This is a genomic window from Spirosoma aerolatum (assembly GCF_002056795.1).
Lineage (GTDB): Bacteria > Bacteroidota > Bacteroidia > Cytophagales > Spirosomataceae > Spirosoma > Spirosoma aerolatum.
This window is the reverse complement of sequence record NZ_CP020104.1, coordinates 3,778,617-3,800,122: the sequence shown is the minus strand read 5'-3', so window position 1 is coordinate 3,800,122 and position 21,506 is coordinate 3,778,617. Positions and strand designations below refer to the sequence as shown.

19 protein-coding genes are annotated in these 21,506 nt (G+C 48.5%); 13 read left to right on the top strand and 6 right to left on the bottom strand.

Annotated elements, in window-relative coordinates; translation table 11 throughout:
- Nucleotides 1-73: 73 nt before the first annotated feature.
- Entirely contained in the window at nucleotides 74-571 is a 498-nt protein-coding gene (locus tag B5M13_RS15275; RefSeq protein ID WP_080056500.1) for a DUF421 domain-containing protein, read from the bottom strand.
- A 241-nt stretch (nucleotides 572-812) separates the two neighbouring features.
- On the opposite strand from B5M13_RS15275, the gene B5M13_RS15270 reads away from it, so the two are divergent.
- The 3 genes from B5M13_RS15270 (at nucleotide 813) to B5M13_RS15260 (ending at nucleotide 4,091) form a co-directional block, all read left to right on the top strand.
- Complete coding sequence (locus B5M13_RS15270) at nucleotides 813-1,370, top strand: DUF6580 family putative transport protein (RefSeq protein ID WP_080056499.1); 558 nt, start codon at nucleotides 813-815, stop codon at nucleotides 1,368-1,370.
- Between the two features lie 194 nt (nucleotides 1,371-1,564).
- Nucleotides 1,565-2,737 (top strand): serine hydrolase domain-containing protein, encoded by a 1,173-nt coding sequence (locus B5M13_RS15265; protein WP_080056498.1) that lies wholly within the window; start codon nucleotides 1,565-1,567, stop codon nucleotides 2,735-2,737.
- A gap of 79 nt (nucleotides 2,738-2,816) precedes the next feature.
- Complete coding sequence (locus B5M13_RS15260; protein WP_245860021.1) at nucleotides 2,817-4,091, top strand: TlpA family protein disulfide reductase; 1,275 nt, start codon at nucleotides 2,817-2,819, stop codon at nucleotides 4,089-4,091.
- Between the two features lie 16 nt (nucleotides 4,092-4,107).
- On the opposite strand, the gene B5M13_RS15255 is transcribed toward B5M13_RS15260, so the two are convergent.
- The gene (locus B5M13_RS15255; RefSeq protein ID WP_080059938.1) at nucleotides 4,108-4,326 is read right to left on the bottom strand and encodes a VF530 family protein; all 219 of its coding nucleotides are present in this window, start codon (nucleotides 4,324-4,326) and stop codon (nucleotides 4,108-4,110) included.
- A 426-nt stretch (nucleotides 4,327-4,752) separates the two neighbouring features.
- Between B5M13_RS15255 and B5M13_RS15250 the strand changes: the two genes are divergently transcribed.
- Both B5M13_RS15250 and B5M13_RS15245 read left to right on the top strand, forming a co-directional pair.
- Nucleotides 4,753-7,425 carry an MGH1-like glycoside hydrolase domain-containing protein gene (locus tag B5M13_RS15250; RefSeq protein ID WP_080056497.1) on the top strand — a complete coding sequence of 891 codons (2,673 nt, stop codon included), beginning with the start codon at nucleotides 4,753-4,755 and terminating at the stop codon, nucleotides 7,423-7,425.
- A 135-nt stretch (nucleotides 7,426-7,560) separates the two neighbouring features.
- Nucleotides 7,561-8,568, top strand: a complete 1,008-nt coding sequence (locus B5M13_RS15245; protein WP_080056496.1) for a hypothetical protein — start codon at nucleotides 7,561-7,563, stop codon at nucleotides 8,566-8,568.
- Between the two features lie 63 nt (nucleotides 8,569-8,631).
- On the opposite strand, the gene B5M13_RS15240 is transcribed toward B5M13_RS15245, so the two are convergent.
- From B5M13_RS15240 to B5M13_RS15225, 4 genes are all read right to left on the bottom strand, one after another.
- Nucleotides 8,632-10,731 carry a M3 family metallopeptidase gene (locus B5M13_RS15240; protein WP_179950500.1) on the bottom strand — a complete coding sequence of 700 codons (2,100 nt, stop codon included), beginning with the start codon at nucleotides 10,729-10,731 and terminating at the stop codon, nucleotides 8,632-8,634.
- Nucleotides 10,732-10,962: 231 nt separating this feature from the next.
- Nucleotides 10,963-11,436 carry a hypothetical protein gene (locus tag B5M13_RS15235; protein WP_080056495.1) on the bottom strand — a complete coding sequence of 158 codons (474 nt, stop codon included), beginning with the start codon at nucleotides 11,434-11,436 and terminating at the stop codon, nucleotides 10,963-10,965.
- Nucleotides 11,437-11,539: 103 nt separating this feature from the next.
- A complete protein-coding gene (locus B5M13_RS15230) occupies nucleotides 11,540-12,811 on the bottom strand; it encodes a dicarboxylate/amino acid:cation symporter (protein ID WP_080056494.1) in 1,272 nt (423 codons plus the stop codon).
- 75 nt (nucleotides 12,812-12,886) lie between these two features.
- The gene (locus tag B5M13_RS15225; protein WP_080059936.1) at nucleotides 12,887-13,408 is read right to left on the bottom strand and encodes an acyl-CoA thioesterase; all 522 of its coding nucleotides are present in this window, start codon (nucleotides 13,406-13,408) and stop codon (nucleotides 12,887-12,889) included.
- Nucleotides 13,409-13,624: 216 nt separating this feature from the next.
- On the opposite strand from B5M13_RS15225, the gene B5M13_RS15220 reads away from it, so the two are divergent.
- The 8 genes from B5M13_RS15220 to B5M13_RS15185 all read left to right on the top strand — a co-directional run bounded on the left by B5M13_RS15220 (nucleotide 13,625) and on the right by B5M13_RS15185 (nucleotide 21,502).
- On the top strand, nucleotides 13,625-14,074 hold the full coding sequence (locus tag B5M13_RS15220) for a DUF2147 domain-containing protein (protein WP_080056493.1): 450 nt from the start codon (nucleotides 13,625-13,627) through the stop codon (nucleotides 14,072-14,074).
- A 136-nt stretch (nucleotides 14,075-14,210) separates the two neighbouring features.
- On the top strand, nucleotides 14,211-15,356 hold the full coding sequence (locus tag B5M13_RS15215; protein ID WP_080056492.1) for a flavin-containing monooxygenase: 1,146 nt from the start codon (nucleotides 14,211-14,213) through the stop codon (nucleotides 15,354-15,356).
- A 121-nt stretch (nucleotides 15,357-15,477) separates the two neighbouring features.
- Nucleotides 15,478-15,663: a CsbD family protein gene (locus B5M13_RS15210; RefSeq protein ID WP_080056491.1), complete on the top strand. Its 186-nt coding sequence runs from the start codon at nucleotides 15,478-15,480 to the stop codon at nucleotides 15,661-15,663.
- Nucleotides 15,664-15,974: 311 nt separating this feature from the next.
- Entirely contained in the window at nucleotides 15,975-16,943 is a 969-nt protein-coding gene (locus B5M13_RS15205) for a glycosyltransferase family protein (RefSeq protein WP_080056490.1), read from the top strand.
- A 5-nt stretch (nucleotides 16,944-16,948) separates the two neighbouring features.
- Nucleotides 16,949-17,575 carry a glycosyltransferase family 2 protein gene (locus B5M13_RS15200; protein WP_080056489.1) on the top strand — a complete coding sequence of 209 codons (627 nt, stop codon included), beginning with the start codon at nucleotides 16,949-16,951 and terminating at the stop codon, nucleotides 17,573-17,575.
- Nucleotides 17,572-18,846, top strand: coding sequence for a glycosyltransferase (locus B5M13_RS15195; RefSeq protein WP_080056488.1), 1,275 nt, complete (start codon nucleotides 17,572-17,574; stop codon nucleotides 18,844-18,846). Before B5M13_RS15200 ends, B5M13_RS15195 begins: the two co-directional genes overlap by 4 nt.
- On the top strand, nucleotides 18,843-20,402 hold the full coding sequence (locus B5M13_RS15190) for an ATP-binding cassette domain-containing protein (RefSeq protein WP_080056487.1): 1,560 nt from the start codon (nucleotides 18,843-18,845) through the stop codon (nucleotides 20,400-20,402). The genes B5M13_RS15195 and B5M13_RS15190 overlap by 4 nt, the downstream gene beginning before the upstream one ends.
- A 2-nt stretch (nucleotides 20,403-20,404) precedes the next feature.
- Nucleotides 20,405-21,502 carry a nucleotidyltransferase family protein gene (locus tag B5M13_RS15185; protein ID WP_080056486.1) on the top strand — a complete coding sequence of 366 codons (1,098 nt, stop codon included), beginning with the start codon at nucleotides 20,405-20,407 and terminating at the stop codon, nucleotides 21,500-21,502.
- Nucleotides 21,503-21,506: the final 4 nt, after the last annotated feature.

Sequence of the window (21,506 nt, the reverse complement as noted above, 5' to 3'; positions counted from 1 at the left end):
AGACAACTATCTAAATAAAAACCAAAGGTAGTAATCAAGGATGAGTGGTAATAAAAACTGATGAATGGTTTTTTTATCGTGTTATCACACTAATATTTCCACTACTTTCCATGTAGCAGGACTTTACGTCGGTGAGTTGCTCTATGCCCTGCTCCCGCAGCATCCCCATCAGTTCCGATGCAGTGATGAGTTCTTTCTTCATATTCTGCCGCAGCATTACTCCATTCTTAACCAATAAAACAGGATCGGGCTCCCCTATTTTGGCAAAGAACACAGACCGGTACCCCAGCCAATTGATGGCATAATCCCAGGTTACCAGGATACCGACCAGTATAAACCCTTCGGTAATGGATGTGTAGTCACCAGCCATGGCGTTCTGGGCAGCATCCGAGATCAGCGTAATCAGTAATAAGTCACTAATGCCCAATTGACCAGCTCCACGCCGGAAAAACCGGATGTAGAGAAAGCAGAACCAGTAGGTGATCGTTCCGCGAATGATTACTTCCCAAATCGACATACCAGGCACAAACATGTCGTGCCAGTTTATGTCGGATACCAGTATGGTTTTCATGGTTGATTGCCTGTGTATCTTCTATAAACCTGTTTAGGAGCTGTACGGTTTTCAGGTCTTACTACCCTTCCTTCGTCAAACTATTCAACATGTTTACTTCTTAAACTGCACCGCTACTTTTGTGATAGCGCTTTTGTTATCTGTTTTGGCGTTACCTTTGCAGCGATCCGGTCGACTGAAATGGTTTTCATCAATTGACCGGGTCGTCTGAATTCGTTTATTAATCGCTGACTGTACACTAATGAAGCCACTCCAGACTCGACTGACTACCCTCTCGGTCATTGTTCTTTCCACTGCCCTGTTTCGTCTGCTACCCCACTGGCCTAATTTTACGCCGGTAGCTGCTGTAGCCCTTTTTGGGGCTGCTACGTTCGAACGGAAATGGCTGGGGCTGGCCATACCCCTGATAGCTATGCTCCTGAGCGACGCGCTGATTGGCTTTCACGGTAGCATGGGCGCGGTTTATACCAGCTTTCTACTGACCTGGCTGCTTGGTCTTTGGGCCGGACGAGGAATCAATTCCGTAAAGCCATCGGTCAGCCGCATTGCCATTGCTTCTGTCACCTCGTCGATCCTGTTTTTTCTAATCACCAACTTTGCCGTATGGTACGGTAGCTCATACTATCCCCAAACGATGCCTGGCCTCATGGGTTGCTATGCAGCCGGACTAGCCTTTTATGAGGGTAGTTCTTTCTTTTTGAACGGCGTATTTGGCGATCTGTTTTTCAACACGATTCTGTTCGGCGGGTATTATCTGCTTCAACAACAGTTTACAGTTCTTCGTCCAGCCCGACGCTAAATCACTGCGCCTGGCTCTATACAACGTCTCGCTGTCTCTGAACCGGCGAGACGTTTTTTATGCGTCACGGTCTCTCTAAAGGCCCCAATCGGATCGATGCGCCGTTGTTCAGGATTCCGCCTTATCTTTAGTGGCAATATGATTATGCTTCTTTCTAGCTGATCGATTCATCAATAATCTACCAATTTTTCGGTATGCCTCATCCTTTCTTCCAAAAATCAGCCCTCTTTCTGCTCGTACTACCGGTGCTGGTAGCCTGCCATCGCCCTCCCGTAAGCCAATCGGTTTATTACCCGCCCAAAGGTGACTGGGAACATCGTGCTCCCGACAAAGTAGGAATGGACGCAGCTCTGCTGGATCAGGCAGTTGCATTTGCCAAAACAATGGAAACCACTCAGATGACACCCAATTTTTCGACGCAGGAAGAAATCTTTGGGAAGCTGTTAGGCCCGATGCCTTCCAGCCGGGCGGCAACCAATGGCATCGTTCTCCGGCATGGCTACATCGTTGCCGAATGGGGAGATACCCAACACCCGGACCCTACCTATAGTGTAGCCAAAAGCGTATTGTCGACGGTAGCGGGGATTACGATCGAACGGGGTATGATTCCGGATATCCATGATCCGGTTGGCAAACTCATTCACGATGGTGGCTATGATTCGGAGCAGAATAAACCGATCACCTGGGAAAATCACCTCACCCAAACCAGCGAATGGGAAGGTAGTCTGTGGGGTAAGAACAGTGATTTCGTAGGGAAAGAGGCCTTTGGCAAAGGCGAACGTAAATCGCGTACGTTACAGAAGCCAGGCACCTTTTACGAATATAATGATGTTCGGATTAATCGGTTTGCCCTGTCGCTGCTGCGTTTATGGAAAAAGCCACTTCCAGCGGTTGTCCGGGATGAAATCATGAATCCAATTGGCGCTTCCGATACCTGGCAATACGTCACTTACCCGAATGCTGTAGCCGAAGTCGATGGTAAGTCGATGCCTTCGGTGAGCGGTGGTACTCGCTGGGGGGGTGGTCTCTGGATCAACACCCGCGATGAAGCGCGTTTTGGCTACCTGTTTCTGCGCCAGGGTCGCTGGGCCAATCGGCAGATTGTTTCCTCAAACTGGGTCCGGCAGGCCACTACGCCCAGCCCGCATGGCCCCGACTATGGGTATCTGTGGTGGCTCAACACGGGCACCAGTTCAACGGGTAAAAAAGCCTGGCCCGACGCCCCGGCTACGAGTTATGCTGCCATCGGTGCCGGTTCCAATACCATCTGGATCGACCCGGAGCACGATATTGTGATTGTCTGGCGATGGCATAACGGAAACCCCAATGAATTGATCAAACGTGTACTGGCAGCCATAAAAGACTGATTCTGGAATGAAGTTTGCCTATGCTTGATCGAACGCAGATTGTTATGATTCACCTTGATCCTAATTACTCATAAAAATCATGACAATCCGTGTTCGATCCCATTTAATCCTGCCAATGTTGATGAACCTGTACCGTTTTATACTCTTACTTATTTTTCTGGGATTCCGTTACAGCCTGGCGCAATCGCTTTACCAGGGCCCCCAGCCGGAAACTTTATTCACCAGTGCCTCCGAAAAAGAATTCCTGACTGAGTTTGCCAGCAAATTCAAGGCCGATTACGATGCTCCCAGCCAGTATGCGAAACTACAGGCAACCGGAATCGATGCCTGGGAAATGGGCCTGTTCGACGCCCGCAAGGCGCAGTTGGCGTTCTACAAATCCCATCCGAAGGAGAGTGCGTTTTCGGATTCGTTTCGGAAATTTGTTGAGGCCCGTATTCGCTGGAACTACTGGCATTCGCTGCTGGCGTATCCGATCATCCGTGGAAACGCACAGCCCAGTCTGACCAGCCTGAATGCACTGCCGTCTGTGATGGTTGAGGAGTTAGCAACACTCAATGTCAACGACGAATCCGCTTTACCAGCCGATTCATACCAGAATTTTCTGTTTTATTACGTTACCTACTTTAATGCCAAAGCCCGGAATTTCGTAAAATATACAACTGCCGACATCCAGACCAGCCTGCCTGATAAAGCGTCGTTTGCCCGCCAGCACTTAACCGGCAAACCCTATCAGTATGCGCTGGCCCGGTTGCTGGTCGAAAACTGTGAGAAAGCCACCCCTTCGTCGGTACGGGATGTCTTCAACCTGCTCAACGCTACGCCCAATCCGGCAGGGTATGCCATGGCTGTAAAAACCCGTTGTGGTGAGGTAATGGCCCGAAAAGATGAACCCATCGCAACAGCCTCTAAAAAACGGACGATAGCCCCGAATACGTTTTCCTTCGTTAATCAATCGGGCGAACCCGTTACACTCGACGATTTTAAAGGAAAAGTCGTTTATCTGGATGTGTGGGCAAGCTGGTGTGGCCCCTGCCGGGCTGAATTTCCCTTTTCCAAACAGCTCCAGGAACGCCTTACCCAAAAACAGAAGGAGCAGATCGTCTTCCTCTATCTATCGATCGACGATAACGAAGACGTCTGGAAGCGTGCCCTTAACACACTTCAGCTCCAGGGCGAACAGGGGCTTTCGACAGGCGGCTGGAAATCGCGGACCGTTCAGTATTTTGGCATACAGAGTATTCCCCGGTATATCCTGATCAATAAAAAAGGACAGATTGTCGATGACAATGCCAAACGGCCCAGTATGACCGACGCCCTGCTACAGGATATACTGAAACTGACGGCTGAATAGCCAAAACTCAGGGTAGTCAGTGACCAATCAGTTGCCGATAAAGCTCCTCCACCTGTTTTCTGGCCCAGTCCGTTTTGCGTAGAAAGGTCAGGCTTGATTTAATGCTGGGGTTGCTGACAAAGCAGTTGATCCTGATTTTTCGGCCTAATCGTTCCCAGCCGTAATGGTCTACCAGTTCGGTCAGAATGGCTTCCAGCGTTTTTCCGTGTAATGGATTATTGGGTTGAGGGTTCATTTGTTCCGTATTCAGATACACCAAATATACGTCCGGATTGGTACATAAGCTTTCCAAACGTTTCTACCTATCGGCTAATACCTCCGCCTTCCCCAGATGGACAAACAAACTTCAGGAAGCGTTTAGTTGTCCAATTACATGAATTGGTATAACTTACCTACGAGTACGTGACAACACAAACTCGTTTTACGTCTAAATTCTGATTTTACTTGTTTCGACCGGCTATCTGGTTACCAAATTGTGGCTATATTCCCGACTCCCATCCGTTGTATATACCTGATTCATAAAGCCAGACTCACTAAACTTAACGGTCACCACGTACAAAATTTTTCTACTAAATCCTCGGCACGCATACTATATTTGACGCTTATATCTACCGTGACCTAAGGTACCCGCCACAAGGGTGAACATTCTGACGACATTATTATGCCTACTGCTGAACGCGAACGCATTTACGAACGAGCCGATAACAAAGGCTGGAAAAAATGGGGGCCTTATCTTTCTGAACGTGCCTGGGGTACGGTTCGTGAAGATTACAGTCCGTATGGCGATGCCTGGAATTTTGTGTCGCACGATATGGCCCGCTCACGAGCCTACCGCTGGGGCGAAGAAGGCATCGGCGGTATTTCCGATAACAAAGGTCACATTTGCTTTGCGCTGGCTTTCTGGAATCACAAAGACAATATTCTGAAAGAACGGATGTTTGGCCTGACCGGGCCCGAAGGCAATCATGGCGAAGATGTGAAGGAACTGTACTATTATCTGGACAGTACACCTACCCACTCGTACATGAAAATGCTGTATAAATACCCGCAGCAGGAATACCCCTACAACCGACTGATTATCGAAACCATGCGTCGGGACCGTCAGGCCCCCGAATTCGAGCTGACCGATACCGGGATATTCGATAAAAATGAGTACTTCGATATTTTTATCGAATACGCCAAGGCCGATCAAAATGACTGGCTGGTAACCGTAACCGCCCACAACCGCTCAGACAAAGAGGCCCCGTTGACGCTGTTGCCCACCATCTGGTTTCGGAATACCTGGGCCTGGGGCTACGAACAGTACAACACCCGGCCCATGCTGAATGGCATCGCCAATAACCAGATCGAGGTTAATCACAAGCAGTTGGGCAAATATAAACTCTACTGCGAAGAGGCTGACGCACTGCTTTTCTGCGATAACGATACGAATACCGAACGGCTCTACGGCCGTCCCAATGTGTCGAAATACCCGAAAGATGGTATTAATAACTACATCGTTTCAGGTGGGCGAAAAGGGTTTATCAACCCCAATCAGATCGGAACCAAGGCATCGGCTCAATATACCCGAAAAGTTCCGGCAGGCGAAAGCATCCAGGTTCGTCTACGGTTCAGCGACCAGACACATCTGACCCATCCCTTCGCCGATTTCGATGCGATCTGGAACAAACGACTCGAAGAAGCCGACGCATTTTTCGCCGAGCTCCAGAAAAATGTGGCGGATACCGAACTGCGGGCCATCCAGCGGCAAGCCTATGCGGGTATGCTCTGGAACAAGCAGTTTTACTACTACAATGTCAACGAGTGGCTCAAAGGCGACCCTAAAATGCCGGTTCCGTTTCAGGGTCGCGTGTATGCCCGCAACGAAACATGGCGGCATATGTACACGGCCAATATTCTCTCCATGCCCGACAAGTGGGAATACCCCTGGTTTGCGGCCTGGGACCTGGCTTTCCATACGCTAACCCTGGCCCGACTGGACCCTCATTTCGCCAAACGCCAGCTTGCCGTTATCCTTCGGGAATACTACATGCACCCGAATGGACAAATTCCGGCTTACGAGTGGAATTTCAGTGATGTCAACCCGCCTGTGCATGCCTGGGCAACCTGGAAGGTATACGAGATCGACCGCGACATGAACGGAGTGGGTGATGTGAACTTCCTGGAACGCGTGTTCCATAAGCTCCTGCTCAATTTTACCTGGTGGGTCAATCGGAAGGATGTATCGGGGAACAATATCTTTGGCGGTGGCTTCCTGGGGCTGGATAACATTGGAGTATTCGACCGAAGTCAGCCGCTGCCCATGGGGGGGCGTATCGAGCAGGCGGATGGTACAGGCTGGATGGCCATGTACACGCTCAATATGCTCCGAATTGCCTGTGAAATATCCCTGACCCGGCCTAGTTATCAGGACATGGCCAGCAAGTTTTTCGAGCACTTCCTACACATTGCCTCGGCCATGAATAACCTGGGTGGCAAGAATATCAGCCTCTGGGACGAAGTCGATCAGTTCTATTACGATGTACTACACATGCCCGACCACAATGCCCGGCTCCTTAAAATCCGGTCGATGGTTGGCTTGATTCCCTTATTTGCGGTCGAAATTCTGGACGAAGCCCTGCTCTCCAAACTCCCTGACTTTAAACGCCGGGTTGAATGGGTATTGACCAATCGCCCAGACCTGGCTTCGCTGGTATCGCGCTGGCACGAACCAGGTAAGGGCGAAACGCACCTGCTTAGCCTGCTGCGTGGCCACCGCATGAAGATGATCCTGAAACGGATGTTCGACGAAACCGAATTTTTATCGGACTACGGCATCCGGGCCTTATCGAAATACCACGAAAAAACGCCCTACCAGTTTGAACTGAACAGCGAGATTTTTCAGGTTCGTTATGTAGCGGCCGAGTCGGAAATGAGCATGTTTGGCGGAAACTCCAACTGGCGTGGTCCGATCTGGTTTCCGCTTAATTTTCCGCTGATCGACTCGCTCCTGAAATTTTACCAATATTATGGCGATGATTTCGAAGTCGAATACCCTACCAATTCAGGGCAGGTGATGAGCCTAAAAGAAGCCGCTATGCACGTTACCGAACGCCTTATAAACATTTTTCGACGCGACGAAAATGGCCGGATTGCGGCTTACGGAGCGGATCCAATTTTACAGGACAACCCGAATTTCCAGGGTCTGTACCTGTTCTATGAGTATTTTAACGGCGATAATGGAATGGGCCTGGGCGCTAGTCACCAAACCGGCTGGACAGGATTGATAGCGGACCTAATCGAATACTGGTACAAATACAAATCCGAAATGGTTACCGTTGGAATAGAGAAGTAATCAAAAAGCCAGACTTGAGTCTGGCTTTTTGATTACTTCTCTATTCCAACGGTAACCATTTCTAAAATTTGAGGCAAAAGCGTAGGGAAACAGATTCAAAATCGTCTAATCGTTTATCATTCAACATTTATTTTCATGATTTACCATTTCCCAACGCTCCGAATCACTTGCTTAGCCTTTGCCGTAGGTCTTGTTCTTTCCTGTAGTACAAGCGATTCCAATGTAACCACAGCCTCAGGTAGCTATTCAGGAACAGGCTCTGTAACACAGGGTAAAGCCACTACCACCACAACCAACCTGTTCAGTTTGGGGTTGCGAATAGCTGCATTGGGTAGCATTACTTCTACCGACAATAAAACCTGGGCAGTACCTGCCGATGTAAACTATAGCACCAGCTCGTTTCCATTTGCCTCCGATTTATTCAACAGTTACGTATCAGGCCATAGTTACGCCAACACCGCTTCGGCAGTATCCGCTCTTAGCAGCAATAGTGTTGTAACGGTTGATAGTGATGGCGACACCTACACGGCCTATATTTTCGCCGACAATTATTTTGAGATGTATGTAAACGGAACGCCCGTTGGTAAAGACCCTGTTCCGTATACTGATTTCAACTCCTGTATTCTGCGCTTTAAGGCAAAAAAACCCTTTACAGTGGCCGTAAAATGTGTAGACTGGGAAGAAAATCTAGGCCTGGGTACCGAAGCAAACAATGGTAACAGCTACCACGCTGGCGATGGCGGGTTTGTAGCCGTAATTAAAGATAAAAACAATAGTGTGGTAGCGATCACCGATGGTAACTGGAAAGCGCAAACTTATTACATCGCTCCTATTTCTGATCTAAGCTGCCTCTCCGAATCGGGCAACTATCGGTATTCGACCAACTGTAGCACCTCCTCCGGTTCGGCCAGCAATTATGGCATCCATTGGGCTGTCCCGACCAACTGGTATGCCAGCAGTTACGATGATTCGGGCTGGCCTGCAGCCGCCACCTTTACCAATACGACTGTAGGTGTCGACAACAAACCTTCGTATCAGAACTTTACGGATATGTTTGATGCCAGCGGCAATGATGCCAGTTTTATCTGGAGTTCCAATCTGGTCTTAGACAATCTGGTCTTACTACGCAAAACCGTCAATTAGTCTGATTTTGTAGTAATCAAAACAATGGGGCAGCCAGAATTGGCTGCCCCATTGTTTTGATTACTACAAAATCAATCCGCTTCGCCGGAGCATTGCTTTGGGCGATGGTTCACGGCCCCGGAATTTTTTATAGAGTTCCATTGGTTTTTCGCTACCGCCTTTTTCAAGTACGTTTTTACGGAAGCTATCGGCAGCAGCTTTATTTTCCAAGCCACCTTTTTCCTTAAAGAATTCAAAGGCATCGGCGTCCAGTACTTCACTCCATTTATAGCTGTAATAGCCAGCCGAATAGCCTCCCGCAAAAATATGTGAGAATGCCGGGCTAAAGGCCACCCCATCGACATGAGGAAATAAATTAGCGACCGAATCGATTTTGCTTTCCACCTGCGAAATGCTCTCGCCTGTTGGTTTCTGACTGTGGTAATACATATCGACCAGACCAAACCGCAACTGACGCAGATTAGCCAGTCCAGCCAGGAAGTTCTGGCTGGCACGGATTTTCTCGATCAGCTCATTAGGGATTACTTCACCCGTTTGATAATGCTTCGCAAAGAGTTTAAGCGCTTCGGGGTCATAGCACCAGTTCTCCATCACCTGCGAGGGCAGTTCTACGAAATCGCGGGGAACGCTCGTACCACTCAGGCTTTCGTAGGTTCCGTTTGCCAGCATGCCGTGTAACCCATGACCAAACTCATGAAAGAGGGTAGTCACTTCGTAAAAGGTCAGCAGCGATGGCTTGGTATCGGTAGGACGGGTGAAGTTGCAAACATTGACAATATGCGGACGGATGTTTTCGCCATTCTCTACTTTCTGGCCCTGCACGTCGTTCATCCAGGCACCACTACGCTTACCCGGCCGGGGGAAATAATCACCGTAGAACACGGCCAGGAACTTTCCGTCTTTATCGAATACATCGAAGGTTTTTACTTCGGGATTATACACCGGAATGTCCTTACGCTCCTTAAAGGTAATGCCATAAAGTTTGTTAGCCACTGTAAACGCCCCATTCAGTACATTTTCCAGTTTGAAATAAGGCTTCAGCGTTTCGTCGTCGAGATCGTATTTCTCCTTTTTCAACTTCTCTGCGTAGTAGCTGTTGTCCCAGGCCTGTAGTTTATCCTCGTTAAAACCATGGGCTTTGGCGTAGGTGGTCAGTTCAGCTAACTGACGCTCGGCGGCTGGGCGAGCATAGGTCACCAGTTCCGTCAGGAAGCTTTGTACTTTATTCGTCGATCCGGCCATACTCTCTTCCAGCACGAAATCAGCGTGGGTTTTGTAACCCAGCAAGTTAGCCCGCTCATAACGAAGATTTACAATTTTCGCGATGATGGCTGAGTTGTCGTTTTTATTCCCCTGAAAACTACGGCTGTTGTAGGCAATGAACAGTTTTTTCCGTAACTCCCGGTTATCGGCATACTGCATAAATGGCCCATAGCTGGGAGCCTGTAAGGTAAATACCCAGCCCTCTTTGCCTTTCTGTTTAGCCGTAGCTTTAGCCGCTTCCCGAACGTAATCAGGTAATCCGGCGAGGTCTTTCTCATCGGTTACCTGCATCAGGTATTCGTTGGTTTCGTTCAGCACATTCTCGCCAAACTCCAGTGACAACTGCGACAGTTCCTTATCGATGGCCCGCAGCCGTTCTTTGCCTTTTTCGTCCAGATTGGCCCCGTTGCGCGAAAAGCGTTTGTAGGTTTTCTCCAACAGCATAGCCGCTTCTGGGTTGAGCTTGAGGCTGGCCCGTTGGTCATACACCGCTTTAACCCGAGCAAATAGCTTGTCATTCAGGGCAATATCGTTCCGGTATTCGCTCAGCATGGGCGATGCCTCCTTCACGATTTTCTGTAATTCAGGGGTTGTTTCGGCACTATTCAGGTTAAACAGCACCGATGTTACCTTACTAAGCAGGTCACCCGACCGCTCGAGGGCGACGATCGTATTGTCAAAAGTTGGCTTGGCAGGGTTATTGACAATGGCGGCTACATCCTTACGCCCTTCAACCATTCCTTCTTTAATAGCTGGCAGGTAGTCGGCATTGGTGATCTTGTCGAATGGAGCCGTCTGATGGGGAGTGGCGTACGGTACTAAAAATGGATTCTGCGACATGTTAGGTTGAGGGGGCGATGGCTGAGCAAATGCGATTGACGCACTTACCGCCACAAACATGCCCGTTAGTTTCATCTGTTGATGGTTAAACATATAGTTTTGCAAAATGAGTTTCCGGGAAAAATACAAAATAAAGACAAATCTGTCAACCCAATGTTGCATGAGCGGTTTATAACCGATATGGCCTGTCATAAATGGCCGGAGCATTGAGGGATACGCTTCTGGCCGACCACTTTTCAACAAAAAAAGCCGGTCAAGCTGACCGGCTTTTTCAACACTCCCTTCCTATACTCAATACCCATAGGGTCCATTGCCGTAGCCATTTCCGTACCCTCGTCCGCGACCTGCCGAACGCTCATACGGACGCATATGAGCAATTACCTGATCGCGCTGATCGGGCCGGAGAACGGCCATCATATCGAAGAATTGCCGCTGACGAGCCTCCCGGAAAAAAGCCCGCTGACGGGGGTTACGAGGATCAAGGCCCTGCGTCTGCTGATTGAACCGATCCCGTATCCGCCGAATTTCGCGCTCCTGCCGACGATTTAGCCCCAGTTCACGGTCCCACCAGTCGAGGTGACGGTCGAACTGGTAATCATCATAGTCGTAGTTGTAATTGGGCTGCCCATACCCTGAGTCATAACCGGGTTGATTATACCCAGGCTGTTGAGGGTACCTGTTGTCGGGATAACCATATCGCTGGGCAAATGCGCCCGTCGAAAGCAGAGTAACTAGTGTAGCGGCAGTGAACAGTACTTTTTTCATGGCAGTAACTTGTTTTCAGGTTGTATTTGTCCCTTTGAACAGCCCCCCACGAAATGGTTTAATTTTTTCCCTGAAAAAGGATAAAAATTTTTCGATCCATCGATTAATACGTATACGCGACCTCTTCTCCCTTGTTTTGCTGCTTTAGTACCTGATTGTATTTGGCCCGGTCGAACTCGTTTTCGTTGTTGGCAATAAAAATCGTGGCGACTGTGTTGCCGATTATATTCGTGATCGAGCGTGCCTCCGACATAAATCGATCGACACCCAGTAGTAAAGCCAGCCCTTCAACGGGTATTACTTTAATAGCAGTCAGAGTACTCGCCAGTACAATAAATCCGCTTCCTGTTACGCCAGCCGCCCCTTTTGAGGTCACCATCAGGATACCGATAATGGTGAGTTCCTGCCCAAGAGTGAGGTCTACACCAAACACCTGCGCCAGAAAGATCGTCGCCATAACCAGATAAATGGTGGTGCCATCCAGGTTAAACGAATAGCCTGCCGGTACCACCAGTCCGACCACTGATCGGGAACACCCCAGCGTTTCGAGCTTGTCCATAATCTGTGGCAGGGCCGATTCCGACGATGAGGTACCGAGCACAATCAACAGCTCTTCCTTGATAAATTTCAACACGGCCCACAGGCTGATTTTGTAATAGCGCATCAACAGGTTCAACACGACAAAAATGAACAGAATCATTGTGGCATATACCGTTCCCATTAGTTTAGCCAGCGGTAGCAGAGTACTCAGACCATATTTGCCAATGGTAAACGCCATTCCGCCGAATGCCCCCAGGGGAGCCAGTACCATAACTACACTCAGGATGTTGAAAAATACTTTTGAAAGTCGTTCAAAACTTTGAATGAGCGGCTTCCCGCTTTCACCCATGCGGGTCAGGCCAACGCCGAAAAGGATCGAAAAGACCAGTACCTGGAGAATATCGCCCTCAGCAAACGCTTTGATGGCATTACTCGGAACAATGTGCAGAAAGAATTCGGTCCAGTCCATTCCGGCACCCTGTTCGGCATATTTACTAATATCCCCACCTTTCACAGCCGTTGTCTGTACCCCCTCCCCCGGCCGAATCAGATTCGCGAGTATTAAACCAATGGCAAGGGCACCGGTTGTAACAATTTCAAAATAAAGCAGCGCCTTTCCTCCTACCCGACCGACTTTTTTCAGATCGCCCATATTACTGATTCCCAGCACAATGGTCAGGAAAATAATCGGTGGAATAACCATTTTGATCAGGCTGATGAACAGGTCCCCTAACGGCTTGAGCCTGGCGGCTGTTTCGGGAAAGAAATACCCCGTCAGAATACCTAATGTAATGGCAATCAGAACGCGAAAGGTGAGATTATTGAGGAGTTTCATACCTGTAAATGTAAAATGAATAATGCACAATGAATAATGGAGGTTTTGATCGGATTATCCATTTTACTCTCTTCATTAATGATTATGTAGAACCTGCTGCTTGATGTCGCGGATACGGTCGTTGAAGTTCAGATTCAGAAAGTCGATATGCGGCACCAGAATGGTCTGAAGGAGCTCGGTGACCCGTTCGTCGTGCGGAATACGCTTCCCTGTAAGCACGCTAACGTATTTCGACGTAACCCAGAGGACATTCTTGAGCTGCGTTTTCCCATCGTCGGTCATAATATACTCCGTAACGGTGGTATCTTCATTAAAATAAATGAGCCGGGACATGATCCGAATCCATTCACTTACCAACGCAGGACGGATATACGCAATCTGATGCTGATAAACGACCCAGCTTGTTTTTAACTCCCGGAACAATTGGCCCGGACTAAAATCATAGAGTTTGGCGACCTGATCTTCCCGCGCATTAAAGTAATAGTCGAAGTATTTGGCATTGTTAAGGTGTTGAAGTGGATCGCAGTCCTGAAACCGAATGATCACCCGCGATTCGGTTTCGGTTGGGTAGCTGCGATTGGGGTCACGATGAAACATAGTCAGAATGGCGCCGGCCACCCGGCGAGATTTTTATGATTTTATTGAGAACTGTGATTTATGGGAATGAGACGAATTATTAAAAAGAGCATTTACCGTTAATGTTAAACAAAATCCGGCAAATCAGTTTATTCAACAAATCCCGGTTCAGAATTTTTCTGCAATATTTACGTTAGTACTGCAAAAAATACGGATTTTACCAATTCCTAAACACCTATGAAGCTTATGCGTTCTCTTTTGTCACTGGCCATACTGGTATTAAGTCTCACTGCTTTTACTCCTGCCGACGATTCGGATGCGGTAGTTGGCACGTGGCTCAATGGCACCAAAAAAGGGCATGTTCAGATCTATAAACAGGGGGGCACCTATTTTGGCAAGCTTGTCTGGCTGGGGCAGCCTACCGATCCGGCGACCGGTAAACCCCGCACAGACGAAAAAAACACGGATGCCTCCAAACGTTCCCGCCCGTTGATGAACATGATCTTAATGTACAATTTCAAATACGACGGCGGCAATGTCTGGGCCGACGGCAAAATTTATAATCCCGAAGACGGCAAAGAGTACAACTGCAAAATGACCCTTCAGGACCCTAACACACTGCTGGTACGTGGGTACGTGGGTATTTCATTATTGGGCAAAACCCAAACCTGGACACGGATAAAATAGTCATTGATTGTCGTTCGTAATTAGTATTGACTGATTATCGTTGTTTATGCGTTTACGACGAATCCTACGACTTAATGAACAGGCATAAAGTACGCGAAGCAAATGACGATCAGTGACTAAGCATGACGCAAATCAAATGGCCACAACTACGCTTATCATTGGTGCAGGTCCGGCTGGGTTAGCCATTGCCGGGCGACTGGCGCAAAAAGGACTGCCGTTTACGATACTGGAAGCGAGTGGCCATATTGGGTTTTCATGGCGAAACCATTATGACCGGCTACATCTGCATACGGTTAAAGCGTATTCAGCCCTGCCCCATGTTCCCTATCCAGCTAGTTATCCGACCTATGTTTCGCGGCTGGACTTTGTTGAATACCTCGAAAAATACGCAGAACGGTTTTCCATAAAGCCACTCTTGAATCAGAAAGTTGTTGATATCCGACCTAGCTCATCGCCTGGTGGGTGTTGGCAGGTTCAGACCGAAACGGATACGTTTACAGCAGATCGGGTCATTGTGGCGACGGGCTACAACCGATCCCCCAATATACCCGATCTGCCTGGCCAGCGCAATTTTCGGGGAATCATCTGGCATAGTCACGAATACCGGAACGGTGCCGCTTTTCGGAATGAGCAGGTACTGGTGGTAGGTATGGGCAATACCGGTGCCGAACTGGCGCTGGACTTACTCGAACACGATGCCCATCCAGTCATTTCGGTACGTAGCCCTATAAACATCATCCGACGAGATATATTCGGTCGTCCGGCGCAGAATACGGCTATTGTGCTTAGCAAACTCCCCAACTGGCTCTGTGATCTGATTGCGGGCTTTACCCAAAAACTAACCGTCGGTGATATGTCGGCCTATGGGCTGGGTAAGCCCGAGCACCCACCCACGTATGATAACCGGCGCGGCAAAACCCCTGTTATTGATATTGGCACCATCGACCAGATCAAAGCCGGAAAGATCAGGGTTGTGCCGGGTATCGAACGGATCAATGCTAAAACGGTCACTTTCACCGATGGCCGGGAACTCCCGTTCGATGCTATAATCCTGGCAACTGGCTACCGACCCGGCCTACCCGCTTTTCTGGATAAATCCATTACAGAACGGGTTCTCAATGAGCGGGGTTATCCGAAAAGTCTGTGGTTTAACGATTCTGGATTGAACGGCCTTTACTTTCTGGGCTTTACGACACCCCGTTCGGGCGTTCTTTTCCACTTGAACATCGACTCAGAACGGATTGCCGAACACATCGCTCAGAACAATTCCCTTCCAGTCTAGTTTATAGATTAGATACAGAGTTGGAGAAAACAACGCCGATACATCCTTGATGTAGTCAATAGTGATCAATCTCTGTGCTTTGTATTTCATCCATTTTTACAACGTTATAACCACTACAATCATGAACGAGACCACATTAAAAGGTGCCTGGAACGAAATGAAAGGTAAAATTAAACAAGCCTATGGCGACCTCACCGATGATGATCTAGCCTACGAAGAAGGTCAGGAAGACGAAATGTGGGGTAAAATCCAGCAAAAAACGGGCAAGACGAAAGATGAAGTCAAGAAAGCTGTAGCTGATCTGTAATTCATACCGGTCCACTCGACTTCTCAACCGAAGCGGGTTGACTAAGCTTTTTTCTATAGCAGCCACCGGGGCATTTTACCAAATGTCCCGGTGGCTGTTGTTTTTTAAGGGTAACAAATTCGGTTATCTTTCAAAAAACAGCGCCTATTTAGTAACTTGTCACGCCTAAAAACCCATACATTAGTGGCTTTTTATCCCTACATATAAGCTAATATAGCCTGTTGGATACTCCTGTTGTATTATTTATTTATAACCGTCCAGATAAAACTATACGCTCATTCGAGGCTATTCGCGCTGTCAGGCCATCCTGTTTGTACGTTATTGCCGATGGCCCTAAGGACGAACAGGACGCGCAACGCGTTCGGCAGGCTCGTGAAATGACCGAACAAGTTGACTGGAGCTGTCAGGTCCGTCGAATCTACGCTTCAGAAAACCTTAACTGTGGCAATCGGGTAGCAAGTGGCCTTGACCTTGTGTTCAGCGAATGCGATAAAGCCATCATTCTGGAAGATGACATTGTGGCAACACCCGCCTTTTTTACGTTTTGCGAACACATGTTAACCCGCTATGAGCACGATCCCCGCATACTGTCGGTAGCCGGTTGGAATGGGCTCATCTCCTACCAGGCAGATGTATGCGACGCTTTTTTTAGCCAGTATTCGAGTATTTGGGGATGGGCTACCTGGCGACGTGCCTGGAACCTGTATCAATTTGAGCCAACCTGGCCTATTGAGGCATTCGACGAACGCCTAAAAGCCTATTACCCTGACACCTTTCGGCCTAAGCTCCAGCGGCATAAATACATCCATCGATTCTGGAATCAGTATAAATCCTGGGACCTGCAATGGGCCATGACAATCTCTATGCATCATGGGCGCATCATCACTCCAACGGTTAACCTGTGCCAGAACATCGGCTTCGACAGTGAAGCTACTAACTTAACCTCGTTTAACCTCCGGGGTTTATTCCCTGCTTTTAACCCGACATTAGAAGCAAGCTCGTTGATTGTAGATGAGGTATATGGACCTATACAGGACTGGTACGACTATAGTGTGCTGTTGTTAACCCTCTTTAGCCAGTATCAGGATATCCGAAAACTGGCGTTGCTGCATAAACACCCTCAGTTCTTTCCCAAACATCAGAACCGGGTAGGCTGGGAAAGTTCGTTGCAGCCCTTTAATGAACCAGAGCGATGTGTGCAGATAATAACCCATCTGGAGCGTTACAGTACGCACCCTGAATTAACCAAATGTAAGGACGTTTTTCAACGACTCATTTAGCCTTCATGCGCATATCAGCCCTACTTATTTGTCGAAATGCCCGATCATTTATTGAAACCTGTCTGAATAGTGTCAGACGGCAAACGCATCCCCCCGACGAAATCCTTGTTGTTGATGGAAACTCGCAGGATGGAACCCTGGAGTGGTTACATCAACAACCCGATATCAGGGTTATTTCTCAATTAGGGCATGGCATAGCCAACGCACGAAACACGGGTATTTTGGCAGCCAGTGGAGATTGCATAGCTTTTCTGGATGCCGATGATAGCTGGGAACCGGAAAAACTTGCCCGACAATACGGGCTTATGAGCCAAAATCCGAATCTTCAGGCTGTAACTACCCTCTTAACCAAATCGAATGACCCCGATCAGGCCGAATGGGTCGCTATGACGCCCAGTGGTTTTCTGGTCAATAGAACTGTCTTCGATCAGTTCGGGCTTTTCAACGAAGAATGGGTTGTGGCTTCTGATCATGAATGGTTTATACGAACTATTCGCCAAGGGCTCACTTACGAAGTTATCCCAGTAAACCTAGTCCTGAAAGGTATTCACGATCAAAACCTGTCGATTATTAAACGGAAGCGCTACCGCTCCGAAATGATGGCTATTATGCGACAGCAACAATCCCTATGAAGATCCTTTACGTCATTCCCCGAATGACATACGGGGGTGGCATGCCAGTCATTCTTACCGAACTAAAAACAATGCGACGGCTTGGGGTTGAGGTGTCGGGCACCATTATCGTTCTGGAGAAAGGGGTAAGCACTCAGCTAATGACCGAAGCCGTATCCAATGGGGTGAAAGTGCTGCTGGCTCCATCGTCGGCGCTGGCGGGTAAACTCATCAGTCAGGCCGATGTAACAGTTGTTCATTACTGGAATTGCCCTTCCCTGTTCCGCTTCTTTCGACTCCTGGCCGACATGCAGGTTCCCCACAGGCTCTGCCTGAGTGTACGGGTCAATGGGTGCACCTTACCCCAGGTTGTCCCCCAGTGGGTCTATTCCAATACCGATGCATTGGTTCGCCTTCACTCATGTACGCCTACGAATGGCCTTCGACCAGACACGGAAACACTTACCCTACCCAGCCTGATCCGGCTTCCTGATCTGGCTGCTCCCCCACCTGTACCCGATTTTAGCACCTTCAGGCTGTTTCATGCCGGTACGCTCAATTATTTTAAGACTCATCCTCAGCTAATCGCTTTGCACGAAGGCCTGGCAATCGATTCATATCGCTTCGACATTTGGGGAAGTGGACTGGATACGCTCTTTGAGAACGATCTGGCAGTGGCCCAACACGCTCTATATCGGGGTTTTTCGACCAATCTATACGCGGATATGGCACCTTATCATGTACTTTGCAATCCGCAAACCGCCCTTTCTTACGGCTCATACGACAAAATTATGTGCGAAAGCCAATGGGTGGGCAAGCCCGTGATTGTTTTGAAAGACAGCTACATTGCCGAGCATATACATTCGGGTATCAATGGTCTGGTTGCCGACGACGAATACCAGTACCGAGCCATACTTGAAATGCTATCAGCTAAACCCGATTTGTATAAAAAGCTTTCGGACAGCACGTTTGAGTATACACGAAGCAACTATACGCTTACAGACTATGCAGTAGCACTTGCCGGGCTTTATCAGCGAATGATTCAAAAGCCCCTCAAAATTGCCGATGCTGCCAGTATTCCAGGCCATCCGGCCGACGCTGCGCTGGATGGTCTGGGACACTGGAAACAGCTATTAGCCAATGACTCTAGGGCTCTCTCGCTGGAAGCGATCAAGTACGCCCTGCGCTGTGAAGGAGGACTGATTCATTACTATAAAGATTATCCCGATGATTCGGTACTGCGTATGCACATTACTCAGTTGCTGGCGCTTGAAAACTCCCTAACTTCATGAACATTGATCTCCGTTTCTGGAAACAGTATACGCACCTTCAACCGGGTAATTCAGCAGCGTTACTATCGACGGGTATCACGCAGGCGATCATTCTTTATCACCTTATAAACCATAGTGATGGTATCTATAAAGGTATCTTTTTCAGAGGCATTTCATTAATCATACTCCCTTTCGCATCGGCTTATTTCGCCAGCCGAATGGCTTCCTACAATACTAACAGAATGCAGTTGGCTTTACTGGACAACTTTTCCCGTACACGGACCAATGATCTGGAACAGGTGCATGCCAACGCGTTTAGCAAAGCCATGGTCAGTGATATGGATCATCTGTTTCAGTTCTGGCGTGAACTTTTTATTAACGTCGGCCTGAATGCGCCGATTTTACTTTATCTTCTCTGGGCTTTATGCTCAAAAAGCCGATTCACCGAGCTTATTGGTATCACGGCTTTTGCTACGATTTTATTCGGTTTCGCCTATCTGGTAAACCGATGGGTGAAAATCCACCAGCGCCAACACAGCCAGGCTTATCTCACCATACTGGACCGTCTCCAAAATTACGTTGACAACGTGTTGCAGTTTCGCCTTTACCACAGTGAACCCTTCTACCTGAATGGTCTTCGAACAAGTCTCTCCCAGTTCGGTCGATTAACGGCCCAATTGAGCCAGTATCGCCAGATGTATACCACGGCTGTAGCTTCGGTACTGCTCGCAGCTATTTGGGGAGGGCTTTGGCTCCTCCAAACCAAAGCCGACCTGTCGGCTTCCGACCTGGCCATTGCTACCCTGATACTACTGGAAATCAAGCGAATCAGCGCCGAAGTCCTCAGCATACTTTACACGTATCAAAAAGCGAACGACGGTGTCGAACGCATCAGTACCTGGCTGAACGCGCCACTACCGGATGAAGTCGCCACCGCACAACCGATTCTATTTAAACCCGTTCGCATCGAAAATCTGACATTTACCTACCAAGAACAGGCCCAGGCCATTCGATACCCCGACCTTGCTATTGACGTAGGCGACAAGGTATGGCTACAAGGCTATAACGGCCGGGGAAAATCGACGCTCTGGAAAGTCCTGACAGGTTTGTACACCAACCCAACGACAACGGTATGGCTTGATAAGGCACCCCGACATAGCTATGGGCGCATACCGTTCTGGCGTCAGGTAGCAGCCGTTACGGAACCTCCCCGTTGTTATAGCGGCTCACTCTGGGAAATCATCGGCAACTTTTCTGCCAATCGGGAGGAGGTTGTTAGCTGGCTTTCCGATCGTCAGCTTTTAGATCATTTCAATACATATCCGCACCAATTGGATACGCAGTATGATTCGGTCACGCGAAATTTATCGGCTGGTCAATTAAAATGGCTCCTGATCGTTCAGGCTTTTTTTCTTAATCCTGACCTATTAATTCTGGATGAACCGTTTTCTTCACTGGATGCCGACCGTCAGCAAACCACGCTTTCGTTGATTCGTCACTTATCCGCTAACACGACAGTGATTGTGATCAGCCACCATCAACTACCGATTGCTTTTACGAAAACGATCCAGCTATAACGATGCATTGTCTGCCCAATCCAACCGAGCAACTGCTGGTAAAGGCCATTCTCAGCCTCAATACCGAATCCGGGTATAAAGACTTCCTGACCTGGCAAGCTGCGACCGACTTTCAGGGTGTGTTACCCAAATCGGTGATTCGGCTGTTGCCTCTGATCTGGCATACGTACAAAGCCCAGTTAATCACGAATCCGCAAAAGGATCGGCTGGGGGGACTTTACAAAAAAAGCTTCTACAATAACTCCCGACTCTTTCAGCAACTAAGGCCAATTGTAGACGTTCTTGAGCAGGGGCACTTTACGTATGCATTTACTAAAGGCATTGCCTTACATACGTATGTTTACCAGGACCTTGGCTCTCGCCCGATGAATGATATCGACATCCTGATCGCACCCGGCGATTTTATACCGGCTCTTGATGCGCTGCAACAACTGGGCTACACGCGCAAATACCCCAGGCTATCCGTCAATACATATATCCGGGGAGAAATGCATGCCTGTACGTTGACGCATGAAACCCTGAAAGACATCGACTTACATTATTATCCGGCCCCTTATCACCCCCAACACCTTACTAATGACATTTTTCTGAATGATGCCCAAATCCATACCTTCAGAGGGCTCTTGCTTCGGCTAGTATCCCCCCAGAAATTAACTCTTTTTCTGATGCTTAACTATCAGTTTATCAATGAGTGGCACTGGATTGTGGACTTTGCCTTTCTGGCGCAAAAATACCCGGTTCCTGTGGCCGATTTACGGTCGATAACCCAGCAGACCGGCCTTTATCAGGCTACCCTACAGCAGCTTTTGTTTCTGTCAACGGTCTGCGACTTAAACGCTTCGGAAGAGATTAACTTTTACCAAAGCCAACCCACATCGCTGACCAATCGTTGGCTGATTGAATCGAAATCGTTTCGTGATAGCCAATGGCGGTTGAGTGTTCTGACCAATGCCCGTGGCTTATCTACCGAGCAAACGCTGACGATGTCTGTTTTGTACGCTATTTTTCGGTGGTACTATCGCTCCCTTTGGCGAACGCAACCCAATGAGTTCGTTGGCAAAGCAAACCGATTTATCCGCGACATTCTCAACCTCTCCTAATACA

What these genes read in the sequence shown, in the direction of transcription:
- B5M13_RS15275 (WP_080056500.1), bottom strand. Translation starts at nt 571, where the DNA reads ATGAAAACCATACTGGTATCCGACATAAACTGGCACGACATGTTTGTG.
- B5M13_RS15270 (WP_080056499.1), top strand. Translation starts at nt 813, where the DNA reads ATGAAGCCACTCCAGACTCGACTGACTACCCTCTCGGTCATTGTTCTT.
- B5M13_RS15265 (WP_080056498.1), top strand. Translation starts at nt 1,565, where the DNA reads ATGCCTCATCCTTTCTTCCAAAAATCAGCCCTCTTTCTGCTCGTACTA.
- B5M13_RS15260 (WP_245860021.1), top strand. Translation starts at nt 2,817, where the DNA reads ATGACAATCCGTGTTCGATCCCATTTAATCCTGCCAATGTTGATGAAC.
- B5M13_RS15255 (WP_080059938.1), bottom strand. Translation starts at nt 4,326, where the DNA reads ATGAACCCTCAACCCAATAATCCATTACACGGAAAAACGCTGGAAGCC.
- B5M13_RS15250 (WP_080056497.1), top strand. Translation starts at nt 4,753, where the DNA reads ATGCCTACTGCTGAACGCGAACGCATTTACGAACGAGCCGATAACAAA.
- B5M13_RS15245 (WP_080056496.1), top strand. Translation starts at nt 7,561, where the DNA reads ATGATTTACCATTTCCCAACGCTCCGAATCACTTGCTTAGCCTTTGCC.
- B5M13_RS15240 (WP_179950500.1), bottom strand. Translation starts at nt 10,731, where the DNA reads ATGTTTGTGGCGGTAAGTGCGTCAATCGCATTTGCTCAGCCATCGCCC.
- B5M13_RS15235 (WP_080056495.1), bottom strand. Translation starts at nt 11,436, where the DNA reads ATGAAAAAAGTACTGTTCACTGCCGCTACACTAGTTACTCTGCTTTCG.
- B5M13_RS15230 (WP_080056494.1), bottom strand. Translation starts at nt 12,811, where the DNA reads ATGAAACTCCTCAATAATCTCACCTTTCGCGTTCTGATTGCCATTACA.
- B5M13_RS15225 (WP_080059936.1), bottom strand. Translation starts at nt 13,408, where the DNA reads ATGTTTCATCGTGACCCCAATCGCAGCTACCCAACCGAAACCGAATCG.
- B5M13_RS15220 (WP_080056493.1), top strand. Translation starts at nt 13,625, where the DNA reads ATGAAGCTTATGCGTTCTCTTTTGTCACTGGCCATACTGGTATTAAGT.
- B5M13_RS15215 (WP_080056492.1), top strand. Translation starts at nt 14,211, where the DNA reads ATGGCCACAACTACGCTTATCATTGGTGCAGGTCCGGCTGGGTTAGCC.
- B5M13_RS15210 (WP_080056491.1), top strand. Translation starts at nt 15,478, where the DNA reads ATGAACGAGACCACATTAAAAGGTGCCTGGAACGAAATGAAAGGTAAA.
- B5M13_RS15200 (WP_080056489.1), top strand. Translation starts at nt 16,949, where the DNA reads ATGCGCATATCAGCCCTACTTATTTGTCGAAATGCCCGATCATTTATT.
- B5M13_RS15195 (WP_080056488.1), top strand. Translation starts at nt 17,572, where the DNA reads ATGAAGATCCTTTACGTCATTCCCCGAATGACATACGGGGGTGGCATG.
- B5M13_RS15190 (WP_080056487.1), top strand. Translation starts at nt 18,843, where the DNA reads ATGAACATTGATCTCCGTTTCTGGAAACAGTATACGCACCTTCAACCG.
- B5M13_RS15185 (WP_080056486.1), top strand. Translation starts at nt 20,405, where the DNA reads ATGCATTGTCTGCCCAATCCAACCGAGCAACTGCTGGTAAAGGCCATT.